Genomic DNA, 23,169 nt, shown 5'->3' with positions numbered 1-23,169 from the left:
TATGCGTGAACATCTGATTGAAATACGCGACCTGCGGGTGGCGTTCAAAGGGCAGGAAGTGGTGCACGGCATCGACCTCGACATTTGCCCGGGGGAATGTCTGGCGCTGGTGGGCGAATCGGGTTCCGGCAAGTCGGTAACGGCCCACAGCATTCTGCAACTGCTGGACCCGAACATCACGCAGATCGACGGCAGCATCCGCTACGGCGGCGAAGAATTGCTGGGTGTGCACGAGCGTTACTTGCGGCAACTGCGCGGCAACCGCATCGCGATGATTTTTCAGGAGCCGATGAGCTCGCTGAACCCGTTGCACAGCATCGAGCGGCAACTCGGCGAAAGCCTGGCGCTGCACAAAGGCCTGGCGGGCGCGGCGGCGCGCAAACGGATTCTGGAGTTGCTGGAACTGGTCGGCATTCAACGTCCGCGCGAGCGGCTGAAAGCGTATCCGCATCAGCTCTCCGGTGGGCAGCGGCAACGGGTGATGATTGCCATGGCGCTGGCATGCGAGCCGCAATTGCTAATTGCCGATGAGCCGACCACGGCCCTCGACGTCACGGTGCAGCGCAAGATTCTGTTGCTGCTCAAGGAACTGCAACAGCGGTTGGGCATGGCGCTGCTGATCATCAGTCACGACTTGAATCTGGTGCGCACCATCGCCCAGCGTGTGGCGGTGATGCGCGCGGGCGAAATCGTCGAACAGGCAAGCTGCGAGCAATTGTTCCGCGCGCCGCAGCATCCCTACAGCATCGAATTGCTCAACGCCGAACCCGGTGGCGCGGCGTTGTGCCGGGATGCGGCGGAGGATTTGCTCGAGGTTCGCAATCTGAATGTGCGTTTTCCTCTGGGCGGCGGGTGGCTGCGGGCCAAGTCGTATCTGCACGCGGTCAATGGCATCGATCTGAACCTGCAACGGGGAAAGACTCTGGGCATTGTCGGTGAGTCGGGATCGGGTAAATCCACGCTGGGTCAGGCGATCCTGCGCCTGATCGACGCCGACGGCAGCATCCGCTTCAAGGGTGAGGCGCTTGAACGACTGAGCGGCAAACAATTGCGTCCGCTGCGCAAACGCCTGCAAGTGGTGTTTCAGGATCCGTTCGGCAGCCTCAGCCCGCGCTTGTGCGTGGAGCAGATCATTGCCGAAGGTTTGCAGGTGCACAGTGACTTGAATGCGCAGGCGCGCGAGCAGGCAGTGATCGATGTACTGAAGGAGGTCGGGCTCGATCCGGCGACGCGTCATCGCTATCCCCACGAGTTTTCCGGCGGGCAACGGCAACGCATTGCCATCGCTCGGGCGCTGGTGCTCAAGCCGGATCTGATTCTGCTGGATGAGCCGACCTCGGCGCTGGATCGCACGGTGCAGAAACAGATCGTCGCGTTGCTGCGCCGGTTGCAGGAGGAGCACGGTCTGACCTATCTGTTCATCAGTCATGACCTGGCGGTGGTGCGGGCGCTGGCCCACGATCTGATCGTGATGAAGGATGGAGAGGTGGTGGAGCGTGGTGAAACGGCCGGGTTGTTCCATTCGGCCCGACACCCGTATACGCGGGAGCTGCTGGCGGCGTCGTTTGCCGGTGTAAACGCCTGAAACGACAAATCCCGCCACAGGGGCGGGATTTGTTTGCAGACTGGCTGCGGTCTTACGAAGGGAACAGCTCGGACAGTTTCATCGACAGCATCATGTCGCCTTCAACGCGCAGCTTGCCGCCCATGAAAGCCTGCATGCCGTCGGTTTCGCCGCTGACGATACCTTTCAGGGTTTCGCTGTCCAGCACCAGCGTGCAGTTGGCGTCCGGGTTTTCGCCTTCCTGGATGTCGCAGGTGCCGTCTTTGACGATCAGGGCGTATTGCTTGTCTTCGTCAGTGATGTTGAAACCGAAGACCAGATCCAGACCGGCAGCGGCGGCTGGGTTGAACTTGGCTTGCATTGCTTTTACGGCATCAGCTACGGAGGTCATGGTTCGATCCTTTTTGGTTGATTGCAGCAGGGTCACAGTAATCCGGACTCAGCGAAATGTGATGAGTTCCGGGGCCTTCAGCAGTTGCAAATGTGCATGACTGTTGAAGGAAGCCAGAGCCACCTCGCGACCGCGGAACTTCAGCTGGTTGAGCGAGGTGTTGACGATTTGCCAGTTCAGTTCAAAGGCCTGCCGGGCAGGCATTTGAGTAATGAGGTGGAGCAGGGCGGTGATGGTGCCACCGGAGGTGAACACCGCGATTTTCTGGGTGTTGTCGGCCTGTTCAAGAATCCGCTGCAGCCCGGCCTGTACCCGTTCGACGAAACCCAGCCAGCTTTCCAGGCCCGGTGTGTCATAGGTGCCGGCGAGCCAGCGCTCGATGATCAGGGCGAAGATGCGCTGGAATTCGCCACGGTTTTGCGCGGCGTTGCGCAGGATTTCCAGTGCTTCGGGCTCTTCCGGCAGCATGGCCGGGAGCAGGGCGCGGATCACGGCGTCGGCGTCGAATTCGTTGAAGGCCGAATCGATTTCCAGTGCCGGAACCGGCAGGCCGACAGCGGCGAACTGTTCCAGCGCGCTGTTGGCCGTGTGTTGCTGGCGGCGCAGGTCGCCCGACAGGCAGCGGTCGAAGCTGATTCCGAGTTCGGCGAGGTGACGGCCGAGGATTTCTGCCTGGCGTACACCGGTCGGCGACAGGACGTCATAGTCGTCTGCACCAAAGGAGGCCTGGCCATGTCGAATCAAGTAGATGCTGCCCACGTCCGCGTCATCCCGGTACGTTGAAGGTTGTGGCGAGGTTATGGGGATGACGGTGAGCTGTCAATGAAAAAACATACGCTTGTTTGAAATGCCCGTTCCAGCCTTGTTGCCAGAGGTTTCACGGCTGGCCGACGGGCCGGTGCATGGGTATGCTGGAGCCAATTCCCGCGTGTGTTTCACGACCGCGCATCGTTTGAAGGAGTCACTGTGGAGTTTTTCACTGAATACGCCAGTTTCCTGGCCAAGACCGTGACGCTGGTCATCGCCATTCTGGTGGTGCTGGCGAGTTTCGCTGCGTTGCGCAGCAAGGGCCGGCGCAAATCCGCGGGCCAGTTGCAGGTCAGCAAGCTCAACGATTTCTATAAAGGCCTGCGTGAGCGGCTGGAGCAGACCCTGCTCGACAAGGATCAGCTCAAGGCCTTGCGCAAGGGCCAGGCCAAATCCGAGAAGAAACAGAAGAAGAAACCCGACGCCAAGCCTCGGGTGTTCGTGCTGGACTTCGACGGCGACATCAAGGCTTCCGCCACCGAAAGCCTGCGCCACGAGATCACCGCGCTGCTGACCCTGGCCACGCCGAAGGACGAAGTGGTCCTGCGTCTGGAAAGCGGCGGCGGCATGGTCCACAGCTACGGCCTGGCCTCGTCGCAACTGGCGCGCGTTCGTGAAGCCGGTGTGCCGTTGACCGTGTGCATCGACAAGGTCGCGGCCAGCGGCGGCTACATGATGGCGTGCATCGGCGAGAAGATCATCAGTGCGCCGTTCGCCATCCTCGGTTCCATCGGCGTTGTCGCGCAGTTGCCCAACGTCAACCGCCTGCTGAAAAAGCACGACATCGATTTCGAAGTCCTGACCGCCGGCGAGTACAAACGAACCCTGACCGTGTTCGGCGAAAACACCGAGAAGGGCCGGGAGAAGTTCCAGGAAGACCTGGACATCACTCACCAGCTGTTCAAGAACTTCGTCGCCCGTTATCGCCCGCAACTGGCGATCGACGAGGTCGCCACCGGTGAAGTCTGGCTCGGCATCGCGGCGCTGGACAAGCAACTGGTCGACGAGCTCAAGACCAGCGATGAATACCTGGCCGAGCGTGCCAAGCAGTCCGAGGTCTATCACCTGCACTACGCCGAACGCAAAAGCCTGCAGGAGCGTATCGGCATGGCGGCGAGCGGCTCGGTTGATCGCGTGTTGCTGAGCTGGTGGAGCCGGCTGACTCAGCAACGCTTCTGGTAAAGGCTTCACACGCCCGTGAGCAATCAGGCTCGCGGGCGTGCTGCATTTTCAGCGGAAGAAGGTGCGGTATATAGTTATTTTATAGTTGCATATTGTTGTTGTTTTGTTGGTTGATTCATCAACTAATCGCGCTGTATTGAAAGAGACTGAAACTTTACTCTGAAAGCTCCTCTCAGAAATAAAGTTGCTAAACATGGATGTTGAAAAGAGTGATTCGATTTCGCCTGTCATGACGCCCGCTCAGCAGGGCGTTTTTTTTGACTTGTATAAAAAACAGATTCCTGGCTGGTTGCTGGAGTCTTCGGAAACTGCCCGAAACGATCTTTATGAAAGTTTCAAGACCAGTTTCAAATCCCGTCAGGCCGCGCTGGAACAATTGCGCACATTGAAATCCCCTCAGAGCTTTTGCACGCCACTGCTGGCCAAGGCCATGGCCGAGAAGCTGGGCGAAGACTTTGAGGTCGAAGGGGCGATATTTCAGCATGTGCGCTCTACGTCCAGCCTCTTGGGGCTGCGCAGAAAACTGGTGCTGCCCATCAATCGCGATTTGTTGACCGCGGCCTGCGAGAATTTCGAATTGTCGGAAACCCTGGCCAGCACTTATCACGAGAATTCCTTGCTGTACATCCCGCAGCAGATAACCGGGCGCAATAATAAGGTATTGTCGATACAGCCTCACGAATTTGCCAGGCTTTGCCGTTATCTGGATCTGGGCAAACAATATCAGAAACATGTGGAAGGGTTCTTCGGTAGCGACAGCGAGGTCGCAAGCTTGCAGGAATCCGCTATCGCCTATTCCAGTGACCAGTTCGATGTCGAGCGGCATATCGCTTATATGCGTGGGCATATCAGTTCCGATGTTTACCACATGCTTGAGTCGGTGAGGAGCTCGGATCCTTCAATTAAGCTGGGCAAGAACACCCTGGGTTATCAAAGCCTTGAAATGCTCGGGGTACAGCTCAGGGGGCCGATGTTCATCGGTCCAGTCAGTGAACATACGGATGGCGATTACCGTTGTGTGATCTACACCCCTGGCGATCCCGATCATCCTCTCAAGGAATACCCGACCTTCCAGAAATTCGAGCTCGAGTTGAGCGGGCGTTTACGCAACTCGCAGTTTCGCAGTTTTTTCATGCGCTTTATCCAGATGAAAGACCGTTCGGTTTTCCTCACCGGGCTCGATGTACGACTGTTGAAAGCCCGACCGAACCAGTTTCCCGTTTCCACGACCTTTCTTCCGCTCTCAGGGCTCGATCTCCAGGGTGACGCAAGACAGAACCTGTTTCTCGCGATGTTCGAACACCGCGCGGCGCAGGTTCTGGCCGATACTCGCCTGCTGGTGGTGCCGACGGATGATGAAGACGAGAAAACCCGCCTTGCCAGGCAAGACTCCTATAAAGCCATCGGGCTGAATACCCTGTTGTTCTTTGTGTCCTTCGTGCCGGTCCTTGGCGAGGTCATTTGTGCCGTCGCCGGGATACAGCTGCTCGGTCAGATCTACGAGGGCTTCGACAGTTGGGCCCACGGTGACCAGGAACATGCCACCGATTGCCTGTTCGACACGCTTGAAAACCTGATCCTCATGGCGGGTTTTGCCGCTGGCGGTGTTGCTGTCGGCAAAGCCTACACAGTCGTGCGTTCGTCGAGTTTCATGCAGGGACTTCGGCGCGTTCCGGCTGGCCCAATGTCTTATCGCCTGTGGAATCCGGACATGGCGGCTTACCGTCAGCGTGAGCCATTGCCCCGCAGCTTTGCAGCGGATGCGCAAGGGCTTGTATGGCTTGCAGACAATCGCTATTTGCCGCTGGGGCTCGATGCCTACGCAGTGCGCCCGGTCACTGGCACCGACTTGTGGGAGGTACATGACCCGCAACAGCCGGGACGTTATTCACCGCTGCTCGAGACCAATGGGGCTGGCGCCTGGCGTCATGATTCCGAACTCCCCCACGAGTGGAATTCGCTGACCCTGTTCCGTCGCCTGGGTTTTCGCGAGGAAAGGATTTCAGACATCCGTGCCCTGCAAGTCATTGCGGCCAGCGGGATCAGCCAGGCGGCCATGCGCAAGTTGTTTGTCGAACGCGGCAAGCCGATGGCGATGCTCACGGATTCGGTTAGACGCTTTCGTGCCGATTCCGACGTCAGCCAGTTCATGACGCAAATTGATACGCCCGCGTCTGCGTCGCTGGCGGATGCGGATCTGCAACTGTATTTGCTGACAGGGGCAGGTCGCTGGCCACAGGACATGGCCATCCTTGTGAAGGACATCACTGGTAACGAAGTGACACGCTATGGCGCAGACAAGACTGCTCGCCAGGTGAGCCTCAGTGAGGATGCACTGCGCAACGGTCAGTTTTATGCACCTCTTCTGGCGGCACTCAGTGACAGTGAGCGCATTCGCTTGCTGGGTTCGGCCACCGTGGAGTCGAAAAACCAGATTGCGTTACTGGGCAAGCACATTGCCGGGCTGGCGCCGCGGATGCGCATGGCGATGATGGACCGGTTGTTCCGGCGGACCGACGTTTGCGAGCTTTCCAGAGGCGAGTCGATCATCAAGGCGTTTCCAGGGCTTTCAGCCAGTGTCGCCGACGAACTGGTACAACACGCCGATGCGCGTGAATGGGCGCAGCTTGAATCCGATATCGTACCGTTGCGTCTGGCCGAGGAGGCCAGGCGCTATCAGCTGGTACAGCGGTTGAACCGCGCTTACGAGGGGTTATATCTGGACGCCGCCAGTGGGCGCGATCCCGACATGCTGGTACTCGACACCTTGAGCCATTTGCCGGGCTGGCCTGGCGATGTATTTGTCGAAATTCTGGACTGGGGTGTGTACGCCGATCAGCGGGCCGTCGTTGGCCCGAGCGACGCTACACACAAAGTGCTTGTCGAAGCCTATGCCGAGCGTTATCAGGTTCAGGATGCGCGCAACAATAGCGTCTCCAGTCATCCGTCACGCACCCGGGCGAATTTTTTCCAGGCGCTGTGGGAAAGCCTTCCTGCCCACAGTCGCAAGGCCATCGGCATTGAAACGGACGTCGACGGCACGGGCTTGCGCCAGAAAATCACTGCATTGGCGCTGCAGCGGCGCGAAGCCTTCGCCAAGGTGCTGGAAATTGCACCGGTGCGCTCGAGTTACCGTTCACCCATGAGGCTGGCAGATCCCCGGATCGAACAGGTCACCGACGAACAATCGGCACCTTCAAGTCCATCTCTGGGCATTTCGCCCGCGCTCGTGCGTCGAGCGCAGGAGTTGTACCCGACCCAATCAACCGCACAGATCAAACGTTTCGTGACCTCACTGGGCGCCGACGAAGTGTTGGCCATCAGATCGCTTGAGCGGTTGCGCGAACAATACCGGAAGATGGTGGAAACCCTGGAGCGCTGGACTCATCGCGACACGTATTATCAGGATGAAGAAGGGCCCAGGCTCAAGGTTCCAGTCCACAGCAAGGCCCGGGCCATGCAAGCCATTCTGCGCGCGTGGCGCAAGGAAACCCGCGACGCGTCGCACCCGAGGCATCCGACCTACAATCTGACACTCGATGCGGTGCCGTTGGGGGATATGCCGACCCTTATCGGTGACTTTGCCCACATCACCGCGCTGGAAATGAGCGGCGTTGGCGCCAGTGCAGGTTTGAACACGTTTCTGCGTAATTTTCCCGGACTGAGGGTGCTGAACCTGTCAGGAAACGGACTGACACGCATCCCTGTCGCGATCGGGGACATGCCGGGGCTGACAGGTCTGGACCTGAGCAACAACCGTATCCGGCTTACTCAGCAGACGATTGTAGAGCTGGCCGGCAAGCATCACCTGCACACACTGGATCTGGGCTTCAACCCCCTCTTGGGGCGCACTCCGGATGTCAGCGCGATGCGCAATCTGCGCCACCTGAATCTGCGCAACACCGGCAGTACCGAATGGCCCGGAACCGATGCGCTTGCGCATCTGGAATCACTCGATCTGCGCAACAACCAGATCGTCGATATTCCGTCTTTCGTGTTCACCTCCCGCGCTGTACTGAATCGGGGCACCACGATCGATGGCAATCCGCTGTCGACAGAAAGTTTGCAAGCCATCGCTGCGTACCAGCAGTCGCAAGGTATAAGTCTGGGCGTTATCACCACCGAGTACACCCGCGCTGCACGATTGGCCGGTGATCGGGAAGGGGCAGGGTGGGTAAACGGCTTGCCGACGGTGCAGATCGGTCGGGCGAAGCAGGTGTTGTCGTCACTGTCGGCTGATCCGGATTCCCGGGATTTTTTTGAAGTGCTCATGCAACTGCGTGAAACGTCCGATTACGTCCGAACCCGCGAACAGCTCGGGCAGCGAGTATGGAATGTACTGGAAGCTGCCTGCGAGGACGACTCGTTGCGTCGCGCGCTGTTTCGCATGGCCCGCACAGGCTGGAGCAATGCGCCCAATGTTGCGGGACTGTTCAGCGATCTGGAGGTCAGGGTTCTGTGTTATCGGGCAGCGGCGGCGGCCCGCACCGGTACACAGACGCTCGAAGGCGATCTGGTTCGTCTGTTGCGCGGGCTGTTCCGGTTGCAGCAGGTAGAGAAACAGGCGTTGCTCGATATCGCGCGGCGTTCCCGCGCAGGAGCTTTCACTCAGCGTCAGGCACTGGATATCAGCCTGATTTATCGGGTGCGACTGGCGCAGCGCCTGGCGTTGCCGGCGCAACCCACGGAGCTGAATATGCCACTGGATGCCGAGGTGACCGACGCGCAGATCGATCATGCGTATCTGGAGGTCGTGAGGGCTGAACAGACGGCGCAACTTTCCGAGTCAGTCAGCAGGCAGGAGTTCTGGGCCGAGTATCTGCTGACGACACGTCAGGATGCATTTACCAGCGTTCTCGATCGCAGCGCTCTAGCGTTTGCGCGACTGGAAGCGCAAGTCGGACTTTCTCGTGAGGCAGCCAGCCAGCAAATGACGACGATTTTCGACAACTTCAGAAATGAAAGCCTGGAACTGCGCAAACAGCTGACCAATGCGGCACTGGCGAGGCATCCAGGGCTGAGCTTGCCGGTCACGCCGGGCCCGAACAGATTGGGAACGAGAGAGGGATAACACAGCGACCTCGAGCCCGCCGATGCGGGCTCGAGGTAGACGTACGATCAGCGGCGACGGAACAGCGGCAGCGGTTCGTCAGTGGCGGCCTGATAGGTCACCGAGAAGTCCTTGAGGCTTTCAAGGGCGTCGTACGGGTCTTTGTCTGCGCGCAGGGCGAAGGCATCGAAACCGCAACGGCGCATGTAGAACAGCTGGTCGCGCAGTACGTCGCCAATCGCCCGCAATTCGCCTTTGAAACCGTAACGGTCACGCAGCAGGCGGGCGTTGGAGTAGTTGCGGCCGTCGGTGAACGCCGGGAAGTTCAGGGCAATCACCTGGAACTCATTGACGTCGTCACCGATTTCTTCGGCTTCTTCATCGGCGTCCAGCCAAACACCAAGACCGCCATCGCGGGCCTTGAGCATGCGGGCGTGTTCACGCCACAGCTGCAACGGGACGATCAGGTCGTCGCAATTGCTGATTTCGTCGATGTTGAAATCCTTGGGCAGCAGGTGCCAGGTTTCGTCGACGACCTCGTTGTTCTTAATGATTCGCTGCATAGACGCGTTCCTTGAAGAGGTCGATGCCAATACGCTGGTAGGTGTCGATGAAGCGCTCGTCTTCGGTGCGCTGTTCCACGTACACGTCGATCAGCTTGGAGATCACGTCCGGCATGTCGTCCTGGGCGAAGGACGGGCCGAGGATCTTGCCCAGGCTGGCGTCACGGCTGGCGCTGCCGCCGAGCGAGACCTGGTAGAACTCTTCACCTTTCTTGTCCACACCCAGAATGCCGATGTGGCCGACGTGGTGGTGACCGCAGGCGTTCATGCAACCGGAGATGTTCAGGTCCAGTTCACCGATGTCGAACAGGTAGTCCAGGTCGTCGAAACGGCGCTGGATCGATTCGGCGATCGGGATCGACTTGGCGTTGGCCAGGGAGCAGAAATCACCGCCAGGGCAGCAGATGATGTCGGTCAACAGGCCGATGTTCGGCGTGGCGAAGCCACCTTCACGCAGTTCGCCCCACAGGGTGAACAGCTGGCTCTGCTCTACGTCGGCCAGAATGATGTTCTGCTCGTGGGAGGTGCGCAGTTGACCGAAGCTGTAGCGGTCGGCCAGGTCGGCGACGGCATCGAGCTGCTTGTCGGTGATGTCGCCCGGCGCAACGCCGGTCGGCTTCAGGGACAGGGTCACGGCCACATAACCCGGCTTCTTGTGCGCCAGGGTATTGCGGGTGCGCCAGCGGGCGAAGCCCGGATGCTCTTTGTCGAGGGCGGCCAGTTCGGCGTCTTGATTGCTCAGCGCCTTATAGTCCGGGTCGACGAAGTGTTTGGCCACGCGATGAACTTCGGCTTCGGTCAGTGTGGTCTGGCCGCCGCGCAGGTGTTCCATCTCGGCATCGACTTTCTGGGCGAAGACTTCCGGGGTCAGCGCCTTGACGAGGATCTTGATTCGCGCCTTGTATTTGTTGTCACGACGTCCGTAGCGGTTGTAGACCCGCAGGATGGCATCGAGGTAGCTCAACAGGTCCTGCCATGGCAGGAATTCGTTGATGAAGGCGCCGACCACCGGGGTACGACCCAGACCACCGCCGACCAGCACGCGGAAACCGAGTTCGCCGGCAGCGTTATGGACCGGCTCAAGGCCGATGTCGTGGACTTCGATGGCCGCACGGTCGGAGGTCGAACCGTTGACGGCGATCTTGAACTTGCGCGGCAAGTAAGCGAATTCCGGGTGGAAGGTCGTCCACTGACGAACGATTTCGCACCAAGGACGCGGGTCGATCAGCTCATCGAACGCAACACCGGCGAACTGGTCGGTGGTGACGTTGCGCAGGCAGTTGCCGCTGGTCTGGATCGCGTGCATCTGCACGGTGGCCAGCTCGGCGAGAATCTCCGGGATGTCTTCCAGCGCCGGCCAGTTGAACTGCACGTTCTGGCGGGTACTGATGTGGGCGTAGCCCTTGTCATAGTCGCGGGCGATTTTTGCCATCATGCGCATCTGACGCGAAGTCAGCTGGCCGTAAGGCACCGCCACGCGCAACATCGGCGCGAAACGCTGGATATACAGGCCATTTTGCAGGCGCAGGGGGCGGAATTCTTCTTCGCTCAGCTCACCTGCCAGATAGCGTCGGGTCTGATCACGGAACTGCTTGACGCGGTCCTCGATGATCCGCTGATCGTACTCGTCGTATACGTACATATAAGTCCTGTTCTCAGGCTTTGGCCACTCGGAAAACGCTGCGTTTTCGCTTGCTGGAGTCCGATGGTTCCTCTGCAATTCTGCGCGCACGGCCGCGCACTCCATGACGGAGCCGGGGCAATATACCCGTTTGCAGTTATGCGCAAAAGTGATGTTTGAGTATATGGAAAGAACTAAATCGCCTAACGAGAATCACTGTCAACTAACCCACATTTGTAGTGCGGACAATCATCGTCTTAACTGTGGTCGAGTCTTTCTGCAATCACCGATAAAACCGACAAGAGGCGATGCAATGAGCAACCCAACCAAGGCAAGGAAAAGCGATAGCAGCGTCGATGCATGGGCCATTCTGTTCCTGATCATTCTGGTCGTTGGAACGGCGGTGTTCTGGGTCAGCCATCAGTAAAACGACTCGTCCGGGCCCGCCTCCGACGATTGTCGGACAAAAGGCGGGATGAAGCGCCAAAGGCCAGGCGATGAGTGGCTATAATGCGCGGCCATTTTTCCTCGGGCCCGGATGATTCATGTTCAAGCTTCTCCACCTCAGCCTGCTTTTGCTGGGCATGGCCTTCGGGACCAGTGCGCGGGCAGAGTCGGTGTTGTTTCTGAATCCGGGCGCCACCGACGAAGCGTTCTGGGTCAGCTACTCGCAATTCATGCAGGCTGCCGCCCGGGATCTGGGCATCGATCTGCGCATCCTCTATTCCCAGCGCCAGCCCGAAATGACTCTGGCCCAGGCCCGGGTGGCCTTGCAGGGCCCTGATCGCCCCGACTATCTGATGTTCGCCAACGAGCAATACATCGCGCCGCAGATTCTGCGCATGGCCAATCAGAGCGGGGTGAAGCTGTTTATCGTCAACGCCGCACTGACCCCCAATCAGCAAGCGCTGGTCGGGGACCGGGCCGACCGGATCGGCAGCCTCGTGCCCAATGACGAGGAGGGCGGTTACCTGCTGATGAAGGAGTTGATCCGCCTGCATCCACCGGTGGCCCCCGGCGCCAGCATCGAATTGCTGGCGTTTTCTGGCCTGAAGATCACGCCGTCGTCGCAGTTGCGCGAGCAAGGCATGCAGCGGGCGCTGGCCGAACATCCTGAGGTCCGTTTGCGGCAACTGGTCTATGGCGGCTGGACACAGCAGCGTGCTTACGAGCAGGCCCGGCAGTTGCTGGTTCGTTACCCGAAGGTATCACTGGTGTGGGCGGCCAACGACGAAATGGCTTTTGGTGCGATGCGAGCGGTTTCAGAGATCGGGAAAGTGCCGGGCAAAGACGTGCTGTTCAGCGCGGTCAACACCTCGCCTGCGGCGTTGCAGGCCATGATCGACGGACGCTTGAGTGCATTGCTCGGCGGTCATTTCACCCTGGGGGGCTGGGCGCTGGTGGAAGTGCACGATCATGCGCAGGGCGTCGACTTGAACCGCTACGGTGGCCGCGACCGGCAGATTTCCTTGCTGCAATTGATCGACAAGGATCATGCCCGCCGAATGCTGGCCATGGGCACCTCACCGGACTACGGCGTGCGCTTTCGCAAGCTCTCGGCGAAGGGCCGTCCGGTGTCGTATCGCTATCCATTCAATCTGCAGACGTTGATGCGCTGAACGGGTCAGACGCCCGCCAGATGCACCACCAGTTGCACGATGCCAAACAGCGTCAGGGCAAAAACTGCCGTGAACGCAATGCCCAGGAAGATGAAGTGGCTGGGCTTTCCATGGGTGAAGTCCCTTGCCCGGTTCTTGCCGCTCTGCACCCCGAACGCCGCCGCCATGACGCTGTGCAGCATCTGCCAGAAGGTCGGTGGCTTGTTGTCGACTGGATCGTCCATAAATCCCCCGTCTGCCGTGTGTGTCAGACAAGCATAGCCAACCATCTGGAGAACACCGCAAAACGAACTGTGGGAGCGACGGTGCGACGATCCGACTTGCTCGCGATGGCGGCGCGCCATTCAACATTAATGCTGAATGATCGACCGTTTTCGCGAGCAAGCTCGCTCCCACAGGGTATTTCGTGAAGCTGTATTAGTTGTCGTAACCCAGATTAGGCGCCAGCCAGCGCTCGGTCAGGCTCAGTTCCTGGCCTTTGCGCGAGGTGTAGCTCTGCACCTGATCCTTGTCGACCTTGCCCACCGCGAAGTATTGCGCCTGCGGATGGGCGAAGTACCAGCCGCTGACCGCTGCCGCCGGGAACATTGCGTAGTGCTCGGTCAGGAACACGCCGCTGCGACCGGCGCGCATTTCCTGGGCCTCAGGGTCGAGCAGGGCGAACAGGGTGGCCTTCTCGGTGTGATCCGGGCACGCCGGATAGCCCGGGGCAGGGCGGATGCCGGAATACTGCTCTTTGATCAGCGCTTCGTTGTCGAGGGCTTCATCCTTGGCGTAACCCCAATGCTCTTTACGCACCTGCTGGTGCAGCCACTCGGCGCAGGCTTCGGCCAGACGGTCGGCCAGGGCCTTGACCATGATCGAGTTGTAATCGTCGCCAGCGTCCTGATAGGCCTTGGCCACTTCTTCGGCGCCGATGCCGGCGGTGGTGATGAAACCACCGACATAGTCGGTCACTTCACTGTCCTTCGGCGCGACGAAGTCGGCCAGCGAGAAGTTCGGTTTTCCGTCGGTCTTGATGATCTGCTGGCGCAGGTGATGCAGGCGTGCCATTGGCCTGCCGTCATCGCCGTACAGCTCGATATCGTCGTCATGCACCTGATTGGCCGGCCAGAAGCCGAACACCGCACGGGCGCTGATCAGCTTCTCATCGATCAGCTTGGTCAGCATTTCACGGGCGTCCTTGTACAGCGAGGTTGCCGCTTCACCGACCACTTCGTCTTCGAGGATGCGCGGGAACTTGCCGGCCAGGTCCCAGGAGATGAAGAACGGCGTCCAGTCGATGTATTCGGCCAGGACGTTGAGGTCGATGTTGTCCAGCACGCGGGTGCCGGTGAAGGTCGGTTTGACCGGGGTGTAGGAGGCCCAGTCGAACTGCGGTTTTTTCGCGATCGACGCGGCGTAGCTCAGGCGTTCGGTACGGGCGCTGCGGTTGGCGGTGCGCTCGCGGACGTCGATGTACTCTTCGCGGGTCTTCTGAACGAAACCGGCTTTCAGTTCCTTGGACAGCAACTGCGTCGCCACGCCCACAGCGCGGGAGGCGTCGGTCACGTAGACCACTGCATCGTTGCTGTACTTCGGTTCGATCTTCACCGCCGTGTGCGCCTTGGAGGTGGTCGCGCCGCCAATCATCAGCGGCAGGTGGAAGTCCTGGCGCTGCATCTCGCGGGCCACGTGGACCATTTCATCCAGCGACGGAGTGATCAGGCCGGACAGGCCGATGATGTCGCACTTCTGCTCCTTGGCCACCTGCAGGATTTTCTCGGCCGGGACCATTACGCCGAGGTCGACGATGTCATAGCCGTTGCAACCCAGTACCACGCCGACGATGTTCTTGCCGATGTCGTGTACGTCGCCTTTCACGGTGGCCATGAGGATCTTGCCCTTGGCTTCCGGCTTGTCGCCTTTTTCCAGTTCGATGAACGGAATCAGGTGAGCCACAGCCTGCTTCATCACACGGGCGGATTTCACCACCTGCGGCAGGAACATTTTGCCGGCGCCGAACAGGTCACCGACGATGTTCATGCCGGACATCAGCGGGCCTTCGATCACTTCGATCGGGCGCGCGAACGACTGACGGGATTCTTCGGTGTCTTCGACGATGTGAGTGGTGATGCCTTTGACCAGCGCATGCTCCAGACGCTTGTTGACGTCCCAGCTGCGCCACTCTTCGGTCTCGGCTTCCTTGACGCTGCCGTCGCCCTTGTACTTGTCGGCGATGGCGAGGAGGGCGTCGGTGCCTTCCGGGGTGCGGTTGAGGATCACGTCTTCAACGGCGTCGCGCAGTTCCTGCGGGATCTGGTCGTAGATCTCCAGCTGACCGGCGTTGACGATGCCCATGGTCAGGCCGGCGCGGATCGCGTACAGCAGGAACACCGAGTGGATCGCCTCGCGCACCGGGTTGTTGCCGCGGAACGAGAACGACACGTTGGACACGCCGCCGGAGCTCAGGGCATACGGCAGTTCGTCACGGATGTAGGCACAGGCGTTGATGAAGTCCACAGCGTAGTTGTTGTGTTCTTCGATGCCGGTGGCCACGGCGAAGATGTTCGGGTCGAAGATGATGTCTTCCGGCGGGAAGCCGACTTCGTTGACCAGAATGTCGTAGGAGCGTTTGCAGATTTCTTTCTTGCGCGCTTCGGTATCGGCCTGGCCGGCTTCGTCGAACGCCATCACCACCACGGCGGCGCCGTAGCGCTTGCACAGCTTGGCGTGGTGGATGAACTGCGAGACGCCTTCTTTCATGCTGATCGAGTTGACGATGCCCTTGCCCTGAATGCACTTGAGGCCGGCTTCGATCACTTCCCACTTCGAGGAGTCGATCATGATCGGTACGCGGGAGATGTCCGGCTCGCCGGCAATAAGATTGAGGAAGGTCACCATGGCCTTCTTCGAATCGAGCATCCCTTCGTCCATGTTGATGTCGATCACCTGGGCGCCGGCCTCGACCTGCTGCAGGGCGACTTCCAGGGCTTCGGTGTAGTTGTCTTCACGGATCAGGCGGGCGAATTTCGCGGAACCGGTGATGTTGGTCCGCTCGCCGACGTTGACGAACAGCGAGCTGCGATCAATGGTGAACGGCTCCAGGCCCGACAGGCGGCAGGCCTTTGGAATGTCCGGAATCTGCCGTGGCGCGTAACCAGCGACGGCTTTCGCGATGGCTTCGATGTGGCCCGGCGTGGTGCCGCAGCAACCGCCGACGATGTTGAGGAAACCGCTCTGGGCGAATTCTTCGATGACTTTGGCGGTGTCCACCGGCAGCTCGTCGTACTCGCCGAATTCGTTCGGCAGACCGGCGTTCGGGTGCGCCGATACGTGGGTGCTGGCCTTGTCCGACAGTTCTTCCAGGTACGGACGCAGTTCGCGGGCGCCGAGGGCGCAGTTCAGACCCACCGAAATCGGTTTGGCGTGGGCCACGGAGTTCCAGAACGCTTCGGTGGTCTGGCCCGACAGGGTACGGCCGGAGGCGTCGGTGATGGTGCCGGAAATCATGATCGGCAACTCGAAGCCCAGTTCTTCGAACACGCCTTGCACGGCGAAGATCGCGGCTTTGGCGTTGAGGGTATCGAAGATGGTTTCGATCAGGATCAGGTCGGCACCGCCCTCGATCAGGCCTTTGGTGGCCTCGGTGTAGTTTTCCACCAGTTCATCGAAGGTGACGTTGCGATAGCCCGGGTTGTTGACGTCCGGCGACAGCGAGCAGGTGCGACTCGTAGGACCGAGCACGCCGGCGACGAAGCGCGGCTTGTCGGGGTTCTCGGCAGTCTTGGCATCAGCGACCTTGCGCGCCAGTCGTGCGCCTTCTACGTTGAGTTCGTAGGCCAGTTCTTCCATGCCGTAGTCGGCCATGGAAATCCGGGTGGCGTTGAAGGTGTTGGTTTCCAGGATGTCGGCACCGGCATCCAGATAAGCTTTTTCGATACCGCCGATAACATCAGGGCGGGTGATGACCAACAGGTCGTTGTTGCCCTTGACGTCGCTCGGCCAGTCGGCGAAGCGTTTGCCGCGATAATCCTGCTCTTCGAGCTTGTAGCTCTGGATCATCGTGCCCATGCCGCCGTCGAGAATCAGGATGCGCTCTTTGAGAGCTTGCTTGAGAGCTTGAAGGCGGACGCTGCGATCGGACATTGGGACTACTCGAAAAAGACCATGACGAAGGAGCGGGATCATAACAAACCTGTGCCGATTTAGAGCATGTGGCGATTTTGCATGAATATCGCTCATGTTGGTACGGGCGTCATAACGGTAGAATCGCGGCGTTTTTCTTCAGGATCAGGATCAGGGATATGTCGTACCGCGTCATCAGCATTGCATTGCTGTTTTTAAGCTTTGGCGCGGCGGCGCAGAGTCCCGCTATTTCTTCTCCTATCTCCTACACCCGAGACATCCAGCCGATCTTCACCGAGAAGTGCGTGGCCTGCCATGCGTGTTACGACTCTGCCTGTCAGTTGAACCTTGGCAGCGGCGAAGGCGCGGCCCGTGGCGCGAGCAAGATGCCGGTCTACGATGGCGAACGCACCCAGGCGGCACCGACCACGCGGCTGTTCTATGACGCCTTCGGCAAACGTGCCTGGCAGCAGAAAGACTTCTATTCGGTGCTCGACGCCCAAGGCAGCCAGGCCGCGCTGATGGCGCGCATGCTGGAGCTGGGACACAAAACACCACTGACCCCCAACGCCAAGCTGCCGGAAGACATCGTGCTGGGCCTCAACCGCGAGAACCTGTGCGCGATGCCCGCCGAATTCGACGGCTATGCCGGCGCCCACCCGAAAGAGGGCATGCCGCTGGCGGTGACTGGCCTGACCGATCAGCAATATCAGACGCTGCAACGCTGGCTGGCGTCCGGCGCGCCGATCGATGAGCAAGGCCTGGCGCCGAGCACCAAGGAAGCGCTGCAAATCGTCCAGTGGGAAAACCTGCTCAACCAGCCCGGCGCGCGGGAAAGTCTGGTCGGGCGCTGGCTGTACGAGCACTGGTTCCTGGCGCACATCTATTTCAAGGACGGCGAGCCGGGGCATTACTTCCAGTGGGTGCGTTCGCGCACGCCGACCGGCCAGCCGATCGACCTGATCGCCACCCGCCGCCCGAACGACGATCCGGGCACTCAGGTGTATTACCGCCTGTGGCCGGTGCAGGGCGTGATCGTGCACAAGACCCACATCACCTATCCGCTGAGCGCGGCGAAGATGGCGCGGGTCAAAAGCCTGTTCTACAACGGCAACTGGCAGGTCAATGCCTTGCCAGGCTACGGGCCGCAGAGCCGGGCCAACCCGTTCGCGACCTTCGAGGCGATCCCGGCGCAGGCGCGTTATCAGTTCATGCTCGATAACGCCGAGTATTTCGTGCGCACCTTTATTCGCGGCCCGGTGTGCCGTGGGCAGATCGCGACCGACGTGATCCGCGACAACTTCTGGGCGCTGTTCCAGGCGCCGGAACACGATCTGTACATCACCGACCCGAACTATCGTGGCCAGGCCACGCCGTTGCTGGCCATGCCGGGGCAGAACGACGATGTCGGCAGTGTCCTGAGCCTGTGGCACAACTACCGCAACAAGCGCAACAAATACGAAGCCCTGCGCCGTGACAGCTACGCCGATCTGCCGGCGCCGAGCTGGTCGACCCTGTGGGCAGGCAACGACAACGCCTTGCTCAGCATCTTCCGCCACTTCGACAGCGCTTCTGTGACCAAAGGCCTGATCGGCGAAGTGCCGCAGACCATGTGGCTGTTCGACTATCCGCTGCTGGAGCGCACCTATTACCAGTTGGCGGTGAATTTCGATGTGTTCGGCAACGTTTCCCATCAGGCGCAAACGCGCTTGTATTTCGACCTGATCCGCAACGGTGCCGAACAGAACTTCCTGCGCCTGATGCCCGCCGACTCCCGCGAGGGTTACCTCGACGATTGGTACCAGAGCAGCGGCCAGTTCAAGATGTGGCTCGATTACGAAGCCATCGATGACGATAAGCCAACCGCGCTGAAACTCGACGAGAAAGACCCGAAGCACGATTTCGCCATGCAATTGCTGGCGCGCTACGGCGATCTCAATGCGCGTCCGGATCCGATCAACCGCTGCGAAGACGCTTATTGCTCGCGCCCGAACATTGATCCGGCGTTGCAGAACGCCGAGCAGGCCCTCAGTCGCCTGACTTCGCGCCCGGCAGCCGGCCTGAAAGTGATCGATCAATTGCCGGAAGCGACCATGCTTCGGGTTGAAACCCGCAGCGGCAAGCGCGAGGTCTACAGCCTGCTGCGCAACCGTGCGCACAGCAACGTGGCGTTCCTGCTCGGTGAATCGCTGCGCTATCAACCGGGGCTGGACACGCTGACGATCTATCCGGGTGTGCTAAGCAGCTACCCGAATTTCATGTTCAACATCCCGGCGGATCAGGTGCCGGCGTTTGTCGATGCCATGGAGAGTGCGAAGGACGCCGCGCAGTTCGAGAAAATCGTCGAACGTTGGGGTATCCGCCGCAGCCATCCGCAGTTCTGGTTCTATTTCCATGATTTGAGCCAGTACATCCACGAAACCGACCCGGTGGAAGAGGGTGTGCTGGACATGAACCGGTACGAGAATCTTTGATCGTTTGAGCGATGGCGGTTGTCCCAATCCTGTGAAGTACGGGATCGGGAGCACCATCGATGTTGATTTCAGTGCAGGCCCTGCGAGCGCTCGCCGCGTGGGCGGTGGTCTGCCATCACTTCATGCAGATTTTCTTCGACTTCGAGGCGCGCGGGCCGATAGGCCAGCTGTTCATCGACAAGGGCGCCGTGGGCGTCGATATCTTTTTCGTGATCAGCGGGCTGGTGATTTTCCTGTCCACCGAAGGCAAGGCGCTGCCGCCGGCGCGGTTTCTGTTGTATCGACTGTTTCGCATTGTCCCGGCGTATTGGCTCTACACGGTGCTGATGGCGTTGCTGGTGGTGTTCGCCCGGCCGTTGCTGCCGGATCAGACGGTGGACTGGAGTCATTTGCTGCTGTCGTTGCTGTTTATCCCGACCGAAAATCCCGGCGGCTACGGGATCTACCCGACCCTGAATGTCGGCTGGACCCTGAATTACGAAATGCTGTTCTACGTGCTGTTCGCCTGGGCGCTGTTGTTCCGGCTGCAAGTGCGCTTGCTGGTGGTCGCGGCGCTGCTGTTTGCGGTGTGCCAGGCCTGGACCGGGTTTGGCTGGGTCAGCGAGTTTTATCGCTCGGACATCGTTTATGAGTTCCTGCTGGGGATCGGTATCGGCATGCTCTACCGTCGAGGATGGATCGGCCCGGCGCTGTGGCTGCCGTTACTGGGGATCGGGGTGGCGTTGCTGGCGATCTATCACCTGCCACCGGAACCCCGTTTGCTGAATTGGGGCGTGCCCAGTGCAGTGCTGGTCATGGCCAGCATGGCGCTGGAGCGGCATGTCGAGCGCAACAGGTTACTCAAGCTGCTGGGCGACTGTTCTTACTCGGTGTATCTGATGCACGTGCTGGTGCTGTCGGCCGGCGGTTATCTGGCCCGACGCTATGGGATCAACCCGTATTTGATGTTTGTCGTCTGTGCGCTGGCCATCGCTATCGGTTCGTGGCTGAGCTACGAATGGGTCGAAAAACGCAGTTATCAATGGCTTAAAGCGCGGATTGACGGCGAACCTGGCGCCTAGCCGATTTGCGAACTATTCCTACGTAAATACTAGGACTTTGTGCCGCGCGCCGATTGGCGTAAACTCCGCCTCAAGCCTGCGAGGAGTCTCCATGACCGCTATTACCATTACCGACGCCGCCCATGATTACCTGGCCGATCTGCTCTCCAAGCAGAACACCCCGGGCATCGGCATCCGCGTTTTCATCACCCAGCCTGGCACCCAGTACGCCGAAACCTGCATTGCCTACTGCAAGCCGGGCGAAGAGAAACCTGAAGACACGGCGCTGGGGCTGAAAAGCTTCACCGCTTACATCGACTCGTTCAGCGAAGCGTTCCTCGATGATGCCGTCGTCGACTACGCCACCGACCGCATGGGCGGCCAGCTGACCATCAAGGCGCCAAACGCCAAAGTCCCGATGGTCAACGCCGACAGCCCGATCAACGAGCGCATCAACTATTACCTGCAAACCGAAATCAACCCGGGGCTGGCCAGCCACGGCGGGCAGGTCAGCCTGATCGATGTGGTTGAAGACGGCATTGCCGTGCTGCAGTTCGGCGGCGGTTGCCAGGGCTGCGGCCAGGCGGACGTGACCCTGAAGGAAGGCATCGAGCGCACCTTGCTCGAACGTATTCCGGAGCTCAAGGGCGTTCGCGACGTGACCGACCACACGCAGAAAGAAAACGCCTACTACTAAGGCGTTCGCTGCGGCATGAAAAACGGCGCCCCGTGAGCGCCGTTTTTTTTGATCGTTCCCACGCTCTGCGTGGGAATGCAGCCCGGGACGCTCCGCGTCCCATTCACGGTCTAAAAAGGTGCGCATGCCCCGCGCGATACAGCGAAGACTCACTGAAATGATCGCTGCCCAACACCCGCCCAACCAGAATCAACGCCGTACGCCGAAACCCCTTCGCCGCCACTTTCCCGGCAATATCCTCCAGCGTCCCGACCACCCAGTCCTGATCCGGCCACGTTGCCCTATGAATCACCGCGATCGGGCAATCCGCGCCGTAATGCGGCAGCAGTTCGGCAATGATTTTCTCCAGATGATTGACCCCCAGATGAATCGCCATGGTCGCCCCATGCTGCGCCAGATTGCCGAGCTCTTCGCCAACCGGCATCGCGGTCTTGTCCGCATATCGGGTAAGAATCACGCTTTGCGAGATGTCCGGCAGGGTCAGTTCGGCGCCCAACAGCGCGGCGCACGCGGCGGTGGCGGTGACGCCGGGAATGATCTCGAACGGAATATCCAGCTCGCGCAAATAACGAATCTGCTCGCCAATGGCGCCATACAGACTCGGATCCCCCGAATGTACCCGCGCCACATCCTGTCCCTTGGCGTGGGCGGCCTTGATCAGGTCGATGATCTGCTCCAGGTGCAGCTCGGCGCTGTTGACCACGGTTTCAGCGCAATGACCTTCCAGCACCGCCGTCGGCACCAGCGAACCTGCGTAGATGATCACCGGGCAACTGCGGATCAGCCGCTGGCCTTTGACAGTGATCAATTCCGGGTCGCCGGGGCCGGCGCCGATGAAGTAAACGGTCATCGTTGGATCCTGTAGAAAAGGGGCAGGGCGGTGCGTCACAAGCCCTTCAGATGAAGAATGCTCATGATCGAAAGCGGGGATTATCGGGAATTTACGCCGCGCCGGCCAATGCCAGAGTTGCCTGAGCGTACTTTTGCCGCGAAATCAGCAGTTTTGCCGGGCCGCTGATCAACTGTTCGGCGAGGGCCAGAGCGGCACTTTCAGCTACGCCATAACAGCCGGTGCGTTCGAAGGCGATCTGTGAGTGATGACTCAAACGTTGCTGGTAACTGGCCAGTTCTTCGCTGCTGAAGTACAGCAACGGCAGCGCCAGTTGGGTGGCGAGTTCCTGCAAACCGGGTTCGTCGCGCTTGAGGTCGATACTGGCGAGCGCCTTGACCTTCTCAAGATCAATTCGATGCGCCTGTAACGCCTGGTCAAGTAATGCACGCAGCGTGCTGGCCGGGCAGCCGCGCTGGCAGCCCAGGCCGACCACGAAGGTCGGCGCTGCGCTGTCATCGGTCATGCGTGGTACTGACCTTCGCTTTTGCGGCGGAACAACCAGGCGCTGATCAGGCCCAGGGTCAGCCAGAACGCGACGTTGGTCAGCTGCGAAGCGATTTTGAACTGGGCTTCGAGGGCTTCCGGGGCGAGCATCGAATGAACTTCCGGTTGTGGCGCGCCGATCACATGCGGCACGGCAAGGATCGCCACGCCGAGGATCTTCATCAGCCAGTGACGGCTGAACGCGATCAAGGACAGGCCGACAGCGGTGGAGGCCGCAGTGCCGATCCACCACATCTGCCGCGAGGCCAGATCCGCAGCGGCAGTGCCTGGCAATTCAGGTGGCAGACCCATGGTCGGGGCGAGCACGAAGGTCGCGTAACCGGCCAGACCCCAGAGCAGGCCTTGCGATGTTTTGGTCGGCGCACGCAGGGTGTACAGACCCGCCAGCATCAGGGCGAAACCCACGGCAACCACCAGATTGCCGCCAGTGGTGGAGACCACGCGCTGCCAGCCATCTTCCGGCTCCCAGGCTTCGGCATCGTGTGTATGGGCGGCGGTGCCGGCGGCGTGTTCGTGAACTTCGGCAACCGGTTCGGCTTTCTCGAAGGTTTCGGCCTGCAGAATCAGCGGCGAAACCCAGAAGCTTTGCAGCAACGTCAGGAGCAGGGCGGCCAGAAGGCCGGTGAAACCTGCGGTCTGCGCAATACGCTTGATCATG

At 60.0% G+C, this 23,169-nt stretch carries 16 protein-coding genes; 7 read left to right on the top strand and 9 right to left on the bottom strand.

Translation table 11 applies throughout. The features are described 5' to 3' along the window. Position 1 precedes the first annotated feature (1 nt). Positions 2–1,585 (top strand): ABC transporter ATP-binding protein, encoded by a 1,584-nt coding sequence (locus ABTV87_RS15935; RefSeq protein ID WP_258711838.1) that lies wholly within the window; start codon positions 2–4, stop codon positions 1,583–1,585. 52 nt (positions 1,586–1,637) lie between these two features. Here the strand turns inward: ABTV87_RS15935 and ABTV87_RS15930 are convergent, their stop codons facing one another. Together ABTV87_RS15930 and ABTV87_RS15925 are read right to left on the bottom strand one after the other, a co-directional pair. Then, positions 1,638–1,955 carry an SCP2 sterol-binding domain-containing protein gene (locus ABTV87_RS15930; protein ID WP_042610331.1) on the bottom strand — a complete coding sequence of 106 codons (318 nt, stop codon included), beginning with the start codon at positions 1,953–1,955 and terminating at the stop codon, positions 1,638–1,640. 48 nt (positions 1,956–2,003) lie between these two features. Beyond that, positions 2,004–2,714, bottom strand: coding sequence for a histidine phosphatase family protein (locus ABTV87_RS15925; RefSeq protein WP_007959503.1), 711 nt, complete (start codon positions 2,712–2,714; stop codon positions 2,004–2,006). Between the two features lie 207 nt (positions 2,715–2,921). On the opposite strand from ABTV87_RS15925, the gene sohB reads away from it, so the two are divergent. Together sohB and ABTV87_RS15915 are read left to right on the top strand one after the other, a co-directional pair. Further along, on the top strand, positions 2,922–3,944 hold the full coding sequence (sohB, locus tag ABTV87_RS15920) for a protease SohB (RefSeq protein ID WP_085603233.1): 1,023 nt from the start codon (positions 2,922–2,924) through the stop codon (positions 3,942–3,944). A 193-nt stretch (positions 3,945–4,137) separates the two neighbouring features. Then, complete coding sequence (locus ABTV87_RS15915) at positions 4,138–9,015, top strand: NEL-type E3 ubiquitin ligase domain-containing protein (protein WP_433897892.1); 4,878 nt, start codon at positions 4,138–4,140, stop codon at positions 9,013–9,015. A 47-nt stretch (positions 9,016–9,062) separates the two neighbouring features. Here ABTV87_RS15915 and ABTV87_RS15910 read toward each other — a convergent pair whose 3' ends face one another. Continuing rightward, complete coding sequence (locus tag ABTV87_RS15910) at positions 9,063–9,557, bottom strand: DUF934 domain-containing protein (RefSeq protein ID WP_007959510.1); 495 nt, start codon at positions 9,555–9,557, stop codon at positions 9,063–9,065. Next, positions 9,541–11,199, bottom strand: coding sequence for a nitrite/sulfite reductase (locus ABTV87_RS15905; RefSeq protein ID WP_127798329.1), 1,659 nt, complete (start codon positions 11,197–11,199; stop codon positions 9,541–9,543). Before ABTV87_RS15905 ends, ABTV87_RS15910 begins: the two co-directional genes overlap by 17 nt. Positions 11,200–11,723: 524 nt before the next feature. Between ABTV87_RS15905 and ABTV87_RS15900 the strand changes: the two genes are divergently transcribed. Further along, positions 11,724–12,797, top strand: coding sequence for an ABC transporter substrate-binding protein (locus ABTV87_RS15900; protein ID WP_433897891.1), 1,074 nt, complete (start codon positions 11,724–11,726; stop codon positions 12,795–12,797). Between the two features lie 5 nt (positions 12,798–12,802). Here ABTV87_RS15900 and ABTV87_RS15895 read toward each other — a convergent pair whose 3' ends face one another. Beyond that, positions 12,803–13,021, bottom strand: coding sequence for a DUF2970 domain-containing protein (locus ABTV87_RS15895; RefSeq protein ID WP_007959515.1), 219 nt, complete (start codon positions 13,019–13,021; stop codon positions 12,803–12,805). Between the two features lie 193 nt (positions 13,022–13,214). Beyond that, the gene (metH, locus tag ABTV87_RS15890) at positions 13,215–16,925 is read right to left on the bottom strand and encodes a methionine synthase (protein WP_433897890.1); all 3,711 of its coding nucleotides are present in this window, start codon (positions 16,923–16,925) and stop codon (positions 13,215–13,217) included. 158 nt (positions 16,926–17,083) lie between these two features. On the opposite strand from metH, the gene ABTV87_RS15885 reads away from it, so the two are divergent. The 3 genes from ABTV87_RS15885 to nfuA all read left to right on the top strand — a co-directional run bounded on the left by ABTV87_RS15885 (position 17,084) and on the right by nfuA (position 21,115). After that, on the top strand, positions 17,084–19,378 hold the full coding sequence (locus tag ABTV87_RS15885) for a fatty acid cis/trans isomerase (RefSeq protein ID WP_433897889.1): 2,295 nt from the start codon (positions 17,084–17,086) through the stop codon (positions 19,376–19,378). Positions 19,379–19,437: 59 nt separating this feature from the next. Beyond that, complete coding sequence (locus tag ABTV87_RS15880) at positions 19,438–20,439, top strand: acyltransferase family protein (protein ID WP_433897888.1); 1,002 nt, start codon at positions 19,438–19,440, stop codon at positions 20,437–20,439. A 91-nt stretch (positions 20,440–20,530) separates the two neighbouring features. After that, positions 20,531–21,115: a Fe-S biogenesis protein NfuA gene (gene nfuA, locus ABTV87_RS15875; RefSeq protein ID WP_007959519.1), complete on the top strand. Its 585-nt coding sequence runs from the start codon at positions 20,531–20,533 to the stop codon at positions 21,113–21,115. Between the two features lie 103 nt (positions 21,116–21,218). Here nfuA and cobM read toward each other — a convergent pair whose 3' ends face one another. The 3 genes from cobM to ABTV87_RS15860 form a co-directional block, all read right to left on the bottom strand. Further along, complete coding sequence (gene cobM, locus ABTV87_RS15870; protein WP_375747256.1) at positions 21,219–21,965, bottom strand: precorrin-4 C(11)-methyltransferase; 747 nt, start codon at positions 21,963–21,965, stop codon at positions 21,219–21,221. A gap of 91 nt (positions 21,966–22,056) precedes the next feature. After that, positions 22,057–22,470, bottom strand: a complete 414-nt coding sequence (locus tag ABTV87_RS15865) for a cobalamin biosynthesis protein (protein ID WP_007959522.1) — start codon at positions 22,468–22,470, stop codon at positions 22,057–22,059. After that, a complete protein-coding gene (locus tag ABTV87_RS15860) occupies positions 22,467–23,168 on the bottom strand; it encodes a CbtA family protein (protein ID WP_433897887.1) in 702 nt (233 codons plus the stop codon). Before ABTV87_RS15860 ends, ABTV87_RS15865 begins: the two co-directional genes overlap by 4 nt. Position 23,169 lies beyond the last annotated feature (1 nt).

This window comes from Pseudomonas sp. PSE1(2024) (assembly GCF_050990555.1).
Lineage (GTDB): Bacteria > Pseudomonadota > Gammaproteobacteria > Pseudomonadales > Pseudomonadaceae > Aquipseudomonas > Aquipseudomonas aphyarum.
This window is presented reverse-complemented; position numbering and strand designations above follow the sequence as displayed.

Excerpts from the sequence above, each read along its gene's own strand:
- ABTV87_RS15895 (WP_007959515.1), bottom strand. The coding sequence starts at position 13,021 with ATGGACGATCCAGTCGACAACAAGCCACCGACCTTCTGGCAGATGCTG.
- ABTV87_RS15910 (WP_007959510.1), bottom strand. The coding sequence starts at position 9,557 with ATGCAGCGAATCATTAAGAACAACGAGGTCGTCGACGAAACCTGGCAC.
- ABTV87_RS15860 (WP_433897887.1), bottom strand. The coding sequence starts at position 23,168 with ATGATCAAGCGTATTGCGCAGACCGCAGGTTTCACCGGCCTTCTGGCC.
- ABTV87_RS15935 (WP_258711838.1), top strand. The coding sequence starts at position 2 with ATGCGTGAACATCTGATTGAAATACGCGACCTGCGGGTGGCGTTCAAA.
- ABTV87_RS15930 (WP_042610331.1), bottom strand. The coding sequence starts at position 1,955 with ATGACCTCCGTAGCTGATGCCGTAAAAGCAATGCAAGCCAAGTTCAAC.
- ABTV87_RS15865 (WP_007959522.1), bottom strand. The coding sequence starts at position 22,470 with ATGACCGATGACAGCGCAGCGCCGACCTTCGTGGTCGGCCTGGGCTGC.
- ABTV87_RS15905 (WP_127798329.1), bottom strand. The coding sequence starts at position 11,199 with ATGTACGTATACGACGAGTACGATCAGCGGATCATCGAGGACCGCGTC.
- ABTV87_RS15900 (WP_433897891.1), top strand. The coding sequence starts at position 11,724 with ATGTTCAAGCTTCTCCACCTCAGCCTGCTTTTGCTGGGCATGGCCTTC.
- ABTV87_RS15885 (WP_433897889.1), top strand. The coding sequence starts at position 17,084 with ATGTCGTACCGCGTCATCAGCATTGCATTGCTGTTTTTAAGCTTTGGC.
- ABTV87_RS15915 (WP_433897892.1), top strand. The coding sequence starts at position 4,138 with ATGGATGTTGAAAAGAGTGATTCGATTTCGCCTGTCATGACGCCCGCT.
- ABTV87_RS15880 (WP_433897888.1), top strand. The coding sequence starts at position 19,438 with ATGTTGATTTCAGTGCAGGCCCTGCGAGCGCTCGCCGCGTGGGCGGTG.
- metH (WP_433897890.1), bottom strand. The coding sequence starts at position 16,925 with ATGTCCGATCGCAGCGTCCGCCTTCAAGCTCTCAAGCAAGCTCTCAAA.
- cobM (WP_375747256.1), bottom strand. The coding sequence starts at position 21,965 with ATGACCGTTTACTTCATCGGCGCCGGCCCCGGCGACCCGGAATTGATC.
- nfuA (WP_007959519.1), top strand. The coding sequence starts at position 20,531 with ATGACCGCTATTACCATTACCGACGCCGCCCATGATTACCTGGCCGAT.